At 37.0% G+C, this 11,037-nt stretch carries 12 protein-coding genes; 6 read left to right on the top strand and 6 right to left on the bottom strand.

Annotation, left to right across the window (positions count from 1 at the left end):
* The first annotated feature begins 95 nt into the window (after nt 1-95).
* A complete protein-coding gene (locus tag EC501_RS13905) occupies nt 96-416 on the top strand; it encodes an alpha/beta fold hydrolase (protein ID WP_122972907.1) in 321 nt (106 codons plus the stop codon).
* 112 nt (nt 417-528) lie between these two features.
* Here EC501_RS13905 and EC501_RS13900 read toward each other — a convergent pair whose 3' ends face one another.
* Nucleotides 529-1,347 carry an aldo/keto reductase gene (locus EC501_RS13900; RefSeq protein ID WP_174232699.1) on the bottom strand — a complete coding sequence of 273 codons (819 nt, stop codon included), beginning with the start codon at nt 1,345-1,347 and terminating at the stop codon, nt 529-531.
* 273 nt (nt 1,348-1,620) lie between these two features.
* Between EC501_RS13900 and EC501_RS13895 the strand changes: the two genes are divergently transcribed.
* Nucleotides 1,621-3,234, top strand: a complete 1,614-nt coding sequence (locus EC501_RS13895) for a long-chain fatty acid--CoA ligase (protein ID WP_122972905.1) — start codon at nt 1,621-1,623, stop codon at nt 3,232-3,234.
* 39 nt (nt 3,235-3,273) lie between these two features.
* Here EC501_RS13895 and EC501_RS13890 read toward each other — a convergent pair whose 3' ends face one another.
* On the bottom strand, nt 3,274-3,468 hold the full coding sequence (locus EC501_RS13890; protein WP_122972904.1) for a hypothetical protein: 195 nt from the start codon (nt 3,466-3,468) through the stop codon (nt 3,274-3,276).
* A 396-nt stretch (nt 3,469-3,864) separates the two neighbouring features.
* On the opposite strand from EC501_RS13890, the gene EC501_RS13885 reads away from it, so the two are divergent.
* Together EC501_RS13885 and EC501_RS13880 are read left to right on the top strand one after the other, a co-directional pair.
* Nucleotides 3,865-4,749 (top strand): VOC family protein, encoded by an 885-nt coding sequence (locus tag EC501_RS13885; RefSeq protein WP_122972903.1) that lies wholly within the window; start codon nt 3,865-3,867, stop codon nt 4,747-4,749.
* A 97-nt stretch (nt 4,750-4,846) separates the two neighbouring features.
* Complete coding sequence (locus EC501_RS13880) at nt 4,847-5,260, top strand: VOC family protein (RefSeq protein ID WP_122972902.1); 414 nt, start codon at nt 4,847-4,849, stop codon at nt 5,258-5,260.
* 41 nt (nt 5,261-5,301) lie between these two features.
* Here the strand turns inward: EC501_RS13880 and trmL are convergent, their stop codons facing one another.
* Entirely contained in the window at nt 5,302-5,775 is a 474-nt protein-coding gene (gene trmL / locus EC501_RS13875) for a tRNA (uridine(34)/cytosine(34)/5-carboxymethylaminomethyluridine(34)-2'-O)-methyltransferase TrmL (RefSeq protein ID WP_122972901.1), read from the bottom strand.
* Between the two features lie 27 nt (nt 5,776-5,802).
* Nucleotides 5,803-6,936, bottom strand: coding sequence for a tRNA epoxyqueuosine(34) reductase QueG (queG, locus tag EC501_RS13870; RefSeq protein WP_122972900.1), 1,134 nt, complete (start codon nt 6,934-6,936; stop codon nt 5,803-5,805).
* Nucleotides 6,937-7,017: 81 nt separating this feature from the next.
* Here queG and EC501_RS13865 point away from each other — a divergent pair, with 81 nt between their 5' ends.
* The gene (locus EC501_RS13865) at nt 7,018-7,707 is read left to right on the top strand and encodes a B3/B4 domain-containing protein (protein WP_122972899.1); all 690 of its coding nucleotides are present in this window, start codon (nt 7,018-7,020) and stop codon (nt 7,705-7,707) included.
* A gap of 13 nt (nt 7,708-7,720) precedes the next feature.
* Nucleotides 7,721-8,236 (top strand): DIP1984 family protein, encoded by a 516-nt coding sequence (locus EC501_RS13860; protein ID WP_122972898.1) that lies wholly within the window; start codon nt 7,721-7,723, stop codon nt 8,234-8,236.
* 283 nt (nt 8,237-8,519) lie between these two features.
* Here EC501_RS13860 and EC501_RS13855 read toward each other — a convergent pair whose 3' ends face one another.
* A complete protein-coding gene (locus EC501_RS13855; RefSeq protein ID WP_122972897.1) occupies nt 8,520-9,866 on the bottom strand; it encodes a GntP family permease in 1,347 nt (448 codons plus the stop codon).
* A gap of 12 nt (nt 9,867-9,878) precedes the next feature.
* Entirely contained in the window at nt 9,879-11,000 is a 1,122-nt protein-coding gene (locus tag EC501_RS13850; protein WP_122972896.1) for a glycerate kinase, read from the bottom strand.
* Between the last annotated feature and the right edge of the window lie 37 nt (nt 11,001-11,037).

Raw genomic sequence — 11,037 nt, 5'->3', positions numbered from 1 at the left:
ACACTTTCTTGTCCATTTACATAACGTAATAATATTCGTATTTTTTCATCTTTTGTAATTTTAGTCATAAAAAACACCCCGTAAAAGTTAGATTGGTGTCTAACTTTTACGGGGCATATCAATCCGGATACGGTTTCTTTATAGATTTAGTACAGATTAATGACCTTTCAACTGAAACTTTACAAGGAATAAGTTGTCCTACTTTTATAATGCATAGTAAACATGATGGATCAGTACCTTTAGACCATCCATTTTTTGCCCATGAAAATATAACCTCTTCTGAAATGTGTTTGCTTGATACATGGGGACATTTAATTTGGCTCGGTAAATCTGCAAAAGAAACTGATGTAAGTCTTATTAACTTTCTTAAATCCCATTCAGTACATTCTGTAAGGAATGAACCAAGTTTAATTTGAAAATAAAAAAGGATAGATAGGGCCTATGTAATCGCTCTATCTATCCTTCCTCATTTTAAACAAAAATGTTACGTGATAAGACTAAATATTCAAGTCACCTCTAAACAATTTACTAAAAGTCAAAATTGTCTGGGTCTGATCCAAAGCGTTGATTTTTATTCAGTTGATTCATTTTTTCCATTTGTTCTGCTGAAAGTTCAAAATCAAATATTTGCATATTTTGCTCAATACGACTTGGAGTAACCGATTTTGGAATCGTAATAACATCGTTTTGATAATGCCAACGAAGAATGACTTGTGCCGTTGATTTACCAAGTTGCTGTGCAATGTCAGTAATGACTGCATCTTCAAGAACTCTTCCTTGACCTAGCGGAGACCATGCTGTTACTGCAATATCATTTTCTTTACAAAAAGCTCGCAGTTCTTCTTGAGCAAGATATGGTTGTAATTCAACTTGGTTCACCATTGGTTTAACATTTGCCTTTGCAAAAACTTTTTCTAAATGATGAATATGGTGGTTGGATACACCAGGTACACGAATTAATTTTTCTTCATATAGTCTCTCAATGGCGCGATAAGTATCTACAAATTTCCCTTCTACTGGCCAATGGGTTAAATATAGATCTACATATTCAAGTCCTAGTTTTTTTAATGATGTTTCAAATGCACGTAACGTCTCATCATAGCCTTGATCCGTGTTCCAAACCTTTGTCGTCACAAAGATTTCTTCTCTTGCAACGTTCGATTGGCGAATAGCTTCCCCTACTTCTGTTTCATTGTTATAAAGAGCAGCAGTATCAATGGCACGGTAGCCAACTTCAAGGGCCTTTACCATTGCTTGTAGAGCTACTTCAGGCTCTGTCATTTTGTAAACACCTAAACCAAGGTAAGGCATTTCTACTCCATTTGTTAACGTTTTTGATGGTATCATCGTCAAAATTACTCCCTCCTAACTCTTTCATATTAATATTATACGATTATTTATTCAGGTTACTAAATATTTTGAACTGAAATTTCTAATTTATCAATAAATTACTAGAAGGAGTCTAATTTTCCTTAAGTCTATTGTTATAGATATACTTCTCATAAAAAAATCTATTTTAGTCGTTCTAACATGAGCTTTGTAGAAATATACATATATGAAAGGTATTTTTTCTTATTTCCAAGTCCTTTTTCTTAAATTTTCCTGTGGAGAGTGATTCTTATGATGGAAACCCCATTACTGTTAACAAGTTTTCTAAAGCGCGTCGAAAAGTATTACCCTGAAAAACTAGTAATTTCCCGTACTAGCCCTGACACCATTCACCGTATACCTTACAAAGAGTATGTAAAACGAACTCGTAAACTTGCCAATGCATTAACTTCACTAGGCATGAAACGTGGGACGAAGGTCGGTTCTTTTGCGTGGAATCATCACCGACATCTCGAGGCTTACTTTGCAGTTCCATGTGCAGGTGCGATTTTGCATATGGTCAATATTCGTTTATCACCAGAACATATTATTTATGTAATCAATCATGCAGAAGACGAAATTTTATTAATTGATGGTGATCTTTTCCCGTTATTAGAAAAAGCAATCCCTTACTTAAAAACTGTTAAACATATTATTATCATGCAAGATAATATGGAAATCCCAGAATCAAGCTTCCCCAATGTTCATTCCTATGAAAAATTGTTGGCTGAAAGCTCAGATGACTTTAACTTCCCTGAAGATTTAGATGAACATACACCAGCTGGCATGTGCTATACAAGTGCCACAACAGGTATGCCGAAGGGGGTTGTTTATTCCCACCGTGGGTTAGTATTGCATAGCCTTGCCCTTGGTTTAAGTGATAGCATGGGATTAATGGAAAGAGATGTCGTCATGCCGATTGTTCCAATGTTTCATGTAAACGCTTGGGGCATGCCTTTTGCCTCTGTTTTATATGGTTGTACCCAAGTACTACCTGGACCTGGATTTACACCATCATTAATCCTTGATTTAATACAAGAGGAAAAAGTGACTGTCACGGCAGGGGTGCCGACTATTTGGCTAGGCGTAGCTCAAGAACAGGAGAAAAATCCACGGGATGTATCTTCCCTACGTTCAGTCGTATGTGGTGGCTCAGCTTCTCCTAAGGGATTAATTAAAACCTTTGAAGAGAAATTTAACGTGCCATTCATTGTCGGTTATGGTATGACGGAAACAACTCCTATCGTTTCCCTCTCTACTTATACATCTTCCATGGATGAGTGGACACCTGAAGAAAAACTAAACATCCGTGCAACTCAAGGGATAACCGTTCCCCTTCTCGATACGGAAGTCGTAAATGAAGCAGGGATAGTGCCGCAAGACGGGCAAACAATGGGCGAATTACGTATTCGAGGACCATGGATTGCAGATGAATATTATAAAGACGAACGGACATCAGAAGCCTTTAAAGATGGTTGGTTATATACCGGAGATATTGCAGTTGTAACAAAAGAAGGTTATATCAAAATTACAGATCGGACGAAGGATCTCATTAAAAGTGGTGGTGAATGGATTTCTTCCGTCGATTTAGAAAACGCTTTAATGACCCATGAAGCAGTATTCGAAGCGGCTGTCATAGCAGTTCCCCACGAAAAATGGCAGGAGCGCCCCCTTGCATGTGTCGTGTTAAAAGAAGGCAAACAAACGACAAAGGAAGAATTAATAAGCTATTTAGAAGGACAATTTGCAAAATGGTGGTTACCAGATGATGTCGTTTTCATGAATGAAATACCGAAAACTTCTGTAGGAAAATTTTTAAAAGCAAAATTACGGGATGAATTAAAAGATTATCAAGTAAAATCTTAACGAACTAAGCTGACTCAAAATCATTTGAGTCAGCTTCTATTAATTTTTCCTTTTATAAGTTTCCTTTTCATCATTGTCATTATCGAGATCATCGAATTGAATTGGATCTGGAAAACGCATATCTTCCTCTAATTGTGCTCCATCTCTCATTCGTTCCATTTGCTTACCTAGAAAGATTAGATCTTCCATATTATTTGCCATCGTACCATTCATAATTGTTTTATCTTGCTCCATCTTTTTTCCCCCTCCTAACATTACTATTCCCCAAAAATAATATTTCACCCATTACTTAAGAGAAAATAATGTAGTAAAGTTTAGTTAGATAAGCTATACTAAATAAAGAGATTTTATATACATGAGGAGGATTCTTCCATGAGCTTAATTTTAATTCTTGCTGTTATTGTTGCATTTTTAATCGCTATCTTTACTGCTGGTTATGAAGGCGACTATACTTCAGAAAAATAATCTCTACAAAAAGGCATGATAACTTTTGTTATCATGTCTTCTTTTTTTGGAAAAATCCTTCTTTAATGCCTAATATGAATTAGCTTGACATGTATCAATTTTGAAAATAAACTAGGTTACATAAAGTAAGTTGATTATTAAAAATAATTTATAGGAGGCAATTGTATGCCGACACATTTTCATAAAAAACCGAACAAGTATATTTCCCACGTTCAACTTAAGGTATCTAACTTACAAAATTCAATCGAATATTATAATACGATTATTGGATTCGATGTTTTAGAACAAACGAATACAACAGCAATATTAACTTTCGATGGTTCAACGAGCGTCCTTTCTTTAGAAGAAATATCTGATGCACAGCCTTTAAAAAGCGGACAAACGGGACTTTTTCACTTTGCTTTATTACTTCCGACAAGAAAAGATTTAGGAAATTTTATTCAACATATGATTCAACAAAATGCCCGTGTTGGAGCTGGCGACCATCATGTTAGTGAAGCTTTTTATTTAAACGATCCAGATGGCAATGGCATTGAAGTGTATGCTGATCGACCTGAACAAAGTTGGATTTGGAATGATTCGACTATTTATATGACGACTGAACAAGTGGACGTTCGTTCCGTTTTGGCAGAAGCTGAAGGTACATGGAACGGCTTACCGGCTGGAACAGTAATGGGCCATATCCACTTGTCCGTAGCCAATATAAGCGAAACGGAAAACTTTTATATAAACGCTTTAGGGTATGAAGTCGTAACTCGCTTCGGTAACCAAGCATCTTTCATTTCTACTGGTAAATATCATCACCATATCGGATTGAATACATGGAATAGTTTAGGCGGTACTCCTACACCTGAAAATGGAGTAGGTTTAAAATCGTTTACAATTGTATTAAATAACGAGATAGAAGCTGAAAAAATAAAAGAAAGCTTATCCACTATAGGAGCAACAGTTGAACAATTTGTAGATGCTCCTAAATTTGGTGGCCGCCAAGCCTTTTCAACAGTTGATCCTTCAGGCATTCGCATTATTTTTACTGTGGAAGGAGAATAAAACAGGTTCAAATATTTTTGAACCTGTTTTTTTCAGTCTTTTGGTCAATTTTTCTAAATTTCACTAACCCTTACTATAAAGAAAAGGGGATGATGACATGAAAGAAAAATGGCCAAACGGAATGGAAGTTGCTCAAGTACGATTTGCAAGACCAACAGATCAATTAAAAGAAATTGAACGATTTTATTGTGAAGGGGTTGGTCTACGGAAAATCGGATTCTTTTCTGGGCACCGTGGTTATACAGGGCTTTTAATTGGATTACCAAATAGTGACTACCATTTAGAATTTACAGAGCATGAAGATGGCAGTCCATGTCCTGCTCCAACAAAGGATAATTTACTCGTATTTTACATACCAAATAAAGAAACAATCGTTGAAATTGCAAATAAATTAGCACAAATGGGCTATCCTGAAGTAGAACCTGAAAATCTTTACTGGAAAGAAAAAGGGGTTACGATTGAAGATCCAGATGGCTGGCGTATTGTTTTAATGAATACAGAAGGCGTATAAAAGAAAGGCTACATTTGCTTATTCCAAATGTAGCCTTCTGCTTATTTTAATCCAGGGAAGTTTTGCTGACGTAGCGCTTCGTAAATAATGATTGCTGCTGTATTCGATAAGTTTAGCGAACGTACATGTTCACTTTGTGGAATACGTAGACACTTATCTTTCCTTTCATAAGCAAAGTCCTTCGGCAATCCCGTTGTTTCTTTTCCGAACATAAAATAAATATCTTTATTTTGGTCACTAAAGTCGTGATTGGAATACGGTTCATCGCTATAAGTTTCGATTAAAAACAACTCCCCATCCTTCGAATATTCTAAGAAATCCTCTAAACTATCATGATAGACGATATTGACCGAGTGCCAATAATCTAATCCAGCACGTTTTAACATTTTATCATCCGTTGAAAATCCAAGGGGACGAATTAAATGTAAGGATGTATTTGTGCCAGCACATGTACGAGCAATATTCCCTGTATTTGCTGGTATTTCTGGTTGATATAAAACAATATGCAATGGCATATAAGACACTTCCCTTTAATACAATTTCTAAGCTTTTAACAAAGTAAGACCTTTTTCAATTTCTTTCAGCACTTCTTCATCCGTCTCTTTTTCACGGGCTTTAAGTAAAGCTTGTTCTGCATCAGAACCACCAATTTTTCCAATCGCCCACGCGGCTGTTCCGCGCATAACGGGGCGCTCATCTTTATCCATAATTTCAATTAAATCCGGCACAGCAGACTGTTCCTTAAAATGAGCTAATGCAATAATCGCATTTCGTTGAATCGGTTTCTTTCCTCTCCAAGAACCCGACATATAGCCAAACTTCGCTTTAAATTCTTTATTTGACATATGAAGCAAAGGTTTTAAAAGCGGTTTTGCCAATTCTGGTTCAGGTTTAAATTCCTCATGAATCCAATTCATTTTTCCTTTGTTTTTCGGACAAACTGTTTGGCACGTATCACAACCGTAAATTCGATTTCCTATTTCCTTTCGAAATTCATCAGGTAAGAAATCCTTGGTCTGGGTTAAAAACGCGACACACCGTTTGGAATTTAACTGTCCAGGATTCACAAGAGCGCCTGTTGGACAAACATCTAAGCATAAGGTACAGTCACCGCATTCATTTTCGATCGGTGTGTCGGGTATGAAAGGAATATTCGTAATCATTTCACCTAAGTAAACGTAAGAGCCAAACTCAGGTGTAATAATCGAACAGTTTTTACCGCTCCATCCGATTCCAGCTCGTTCAGCTACAGCTCGGTCCACTAGTTCGCCAGTATCAACCATTGATTTCGTTTGAACATCGGGAACCCGATTCTTTAGCCATTGTTCAATTAAATTTAAACGTTCACGGACCGCCACATGATAATCGACTCCCCAAGAAGCACGGGCAAAAATACCACGTCTTGACCCTTTTTTCCCAACTGGCGCATCTTCCATTTTAGAAGGGTACGCCAAGGCGATGGCAATAATACTTTCTGCGCTATTTAAAAGTAGGCGAGGTTCTGTTCTTTTTTCAATATCCGGTTCTTCAAAACCAGATTGATATTGAAGTTCTTGCTGACGTTTCAATCGATTTTTCATTTCATGAAAGGGAGAAGCATGCGTAAAACCGATTTTATCAACGCCAATTGATGTTGCATATTCAATTAACTCTTTTTGTAATTGTTCGATTATCATTAACGCATTCAACTCCTTATTTGGTAAAATATATAATCATACGCAAATGTTGCGAAATTTAAAAATTGTAGGTGATTTTCTTTGAACATCTCCATAAACGATGAACTTTTTACAACGAATGACCAATTAAAAATCGGCATTATCCATTATACCAAAATTGTCGTCTCAGAATCTCCTCAAATGATTAAAGGTCGTACTCAACTTTATCAAGAAAACCTATATTTAGAACTTCAAGAAAACCCTGTCACAGAACGACCAGGCATTGCCGAATGGCGTAAAGTTTGGAAGTCCTTTGGCGCTGATCCAAATCGTTATCGTCATTCTGCTGAAAGTTTAATGCGACGTATTGCTAAGCAAAACTATTTATCTCCTGTTCATTCCGCAGTAGATTTAAATAATTTCTTTTCTTTACAATATGAAATTCCAATCGGTATTTACGATGAAGAGAAACTGGAAGGAAACGTTGAACTGCTACTTGGAGATAAAAATACTGGATATGAAGGGTTAAATGGCCGTTTTAATTCTTTAAAAAATATTTTATATAGCAAAGATGCGAATGGTGCCTTCGGGAGTCCTTTCGTTGACTCTGTTCGAACAGCTGTAACAGAACAAACCCGTAATGCGATTCATATCTTTTATTTACGACCTTCTCTAAATGAAACAGAATGTCTTCAATTATTGAATACTGCTGGAAAGATGTTTACACAAGTTAATGGTGGCGATTTTGATACAGCTTTACTATCAAAAAATAATCTTGTTATAACAATATAAGGGGGTTCGGAAAGTGAAAAAAATTCCGCTTGCTGAAGGGGTTAAATTAAAGAGTATTATAACGAGAAAAATTCAGGAACTTATTAGTGAAATTCAATTTGTTTCCCATGCAGTTGTAGAAAAGGGGGAAACCCCTAAAACATCGGGAAGAAAGCTGGCAGAAGTTGAAGCAGAACTTGCCCGAGTAAGAAAAGATGCTAGAACTTTAGATAAACTCATTTACCGAGCAAACATTGATCATACCGTGACGTTTAAAGGAGAAGAAATGCCGATTGTAGAAGCAATTGAATTAGCTACACAGCTACGAGCCGATGTAACTCTTTATAAAGAGTTAGGACAATCGGAAAAAGAAACCCTCTACCATGGCGGAAGCGAATCCGTTATTTTTTATAGCGTCGCTTTATATGAACCAGAAGAATATCGCAAGCGGGCAAATGAAATGGAAAAAGATTCCCATCGATTATCTAACTTAATTAACGCCAAAAACTATCAAGTTGAAATTGAATTTGACGACTCGCACTATATTTAATCTCGGTGCGGTGAGACTCCAATCCGAGACGTAACGTACCGTCGCCTGCCTTTTAAGCAGTTTAGTATCGCAAACCGATTACCATTGACCAGTTACTTTGTGACCTATAACTAATAACCAACCAACGTAATAGGACAAGTTCCCTCATCGTAATCTTGATATGACGGTACTTACACAAAAAGGTTACTACTTTTCTTATAGAATTGTAGTAACCTTTTATTTTTCACTTTTCAAGATAAATAGAATTTCCATTCATCGTTTTTTGATTCTATTATTCTAATTACTAAACAAATATTAACCATAAGATCATTGACACTGCAATTGTGACAATCCCTTGTAACAGAGTCGCAACCGTTTGAGCTTTATATGCTTGGGTTACTTCCATTCCACTATATTGGGTAACAACCCAGAAGAAACTATCATTTACATGGCTCACTGTCATTGCCCCTGCTCCAATTGCCATAACGACAAGAGCTAGCGGAATTGCCCCATCAATTCCAGCTGTTGCTAACATTGGTGCAACTAAAGTAGAAGTAATAACTAAAGCCGTTGTTGAAGAACCTTGAGCCGTTTTCAATGCTGCAGCAATAAGGAATGGCACAAGTAGGAATAAACTACCTTGAGCTAGGGAGCCTAAATCCATTTCTTGTAGCATTTCACCAACGCCCGTTTCCTTAATAATCGTACCAAAGGAGCCACCTGCACCTGTAATTAATAAAATGGGAGCTGCATCTTTTAAACTATCCCCAATCCATCCTGATAATGTTTTTTCATTCATTTCAGGAAGTAATAAAAATGATGCAAATACCCCTAACAGTAAGGCAACAATTGGTTTCCCTAAAAATTGTAAAAATACATTAATAGATGCTTCCGGATCCCCAACAAGGGATGCAATTGAACCAATACCAATTAATAAAATTGGTAAAATAATTGGTAAAAATGCTTTAAAAGTGGATGGCATTTTACCATAGGACTTGATGATTTCCTCATAATCTAAAGCTTCTTCGTCATCAGCTGCTACACGAATTTTCGAAGCAACTTTTGTAGCCCAAATGTAACCAACTAAAGTAGCAGGAATTGCCACAAGTAAACCGATTACGATGACTGTCCCTAAATAATCACTCGCCCCAATATTCCCTGCTGCTGCAATAGGACCTGGAGTTGGTGGTACTAATACATGGGTAGCGTATAACCCCGTTGCTAAAGCAACACCCATGGAAGCAATCGTTACTTTTGCTCGTTTAGCCAAAGATTTTTGTAAACTTGATAAAATAATGAATCCTGAATCACAAAATACTGGAATCGAAACGATGTAACCGATAATCGACATTGCTAATTGAGGATGTTTCTTTCCTACTATGCGAAGAACTACTTCTGCCATTCGATAAGCTGCCCCAGAGCGCTCTAATATCGTTCCAATCATAGTTCCAGCAACAATGACAATACCAATACTTGTCATTAAACTACCGAAACCGTTATTCACTGTATCGGCTACCGTTAGTAACGGCATCCCACTAGCAATTCCAACAAAGAAAGAACTAATAATTAATGCTAAAAACGGATGCAAATGTAACTTTGCAGTGGCAAAAATAACAAATAATACCCCAATTAATATAATTACAAAAAGCATTTCATCATCCCCTTATTTTAATATCTTCTGAAAAATCGCTTTTGTTTTATTTCTTAAATGAACAGCTGGTTTTTCCATTGCCATTTGTACCGTCACGTCCTTATCAACTAAGGAAGCAACTGTATGGAAACACTTGACCAATTCTGGTATGTCCTCCACTGCACCAGAAATTAAAATGGTTGGAACTCCAGCCTTTTGAGAAGTACTAGCGATTCCATAAGGTGCCTTTCCATGTAAAGTTTGTCGATCAGATTTCCCCTCACCTGTTACAACAAAGCTAGCACCAGACAATTGTTCATTGAAATGAACCGCCTCTAAAACAAGATCAATTCCTTGATTAAATTGGCCATTTAAAAAGGCAATCAATGCTCCACCCATTCCACCGGCAGCTCCTGCACCTGGATAATCATGTAATCGTATATTCTTTTCTTTCTCTACGATATTGGCCCAGTTTGTTAAACATGCATCGAAATATTGCACTTCTTTCGCCGGAACTCCCTTTTGTGGACCAAAAACGGCCGTTGCACCATGTTCCCCGATTAATGGATTATTAACATCACAAGCAATTTTAAAGTTTGATTCAAAAATTCTAGAGTCGAAACCTTTTTCATTTAACTTTACGACTTTTAATAATCCAGCAATGGACTGCTCGACAGGATTGTTTTTTTCATCAAGTAATTCCAAACCGAGAGCACGTAACATCCCGACACCGCCATCATTCGTTGCACTTCCCCCAATACAAATAATGAAATCCCGGTAACCTAAATCGAGTCCTTTTTTAATTAATTGACCTGTACCAAAGCTGGAAGCAATATGAGGATTACGTTCACTGTTATGCAACAATGTAATCCCTGAAGCCTTTGCCATTTCAATCACACACGTTTTGTTGTCCCCTAAAACTCCAAAGTGTGCCGTTATTTTTCGTCCGAGGGGATCTAGTACCTCAGCTTCATAGTAAGTGCCCTTTGTTGCAACAATTAATGAATCCAGCGTACCTTCCCCTCCATCTGCCACAGGTATGAGTACAGTTTGAATATGCTCATTCACATCTTTAATACCTGACTGAATGGCTTCCGCTGCTGTTATGGCCGATAGTGTACCTTTAAAAGAATCGGGACTTATGATAATCTTCAACCAGTTTCTCATCCTTTCTTTTAAGCGCTTACATTAA

Origin of the sequence: Lysinibacillus halotolerans (assembly GCF_003711845.1) — a bacterium.
Taxonomy (GTDB): Bacteria; Bacillota; Bacilli; order Bacillales_A; family Planococcaceae; genus Ureibacillus; species Ureibacillus halotolerans.
This window is presented reverse-complemented; position numbering and strand designations above follow the sequence as displayed.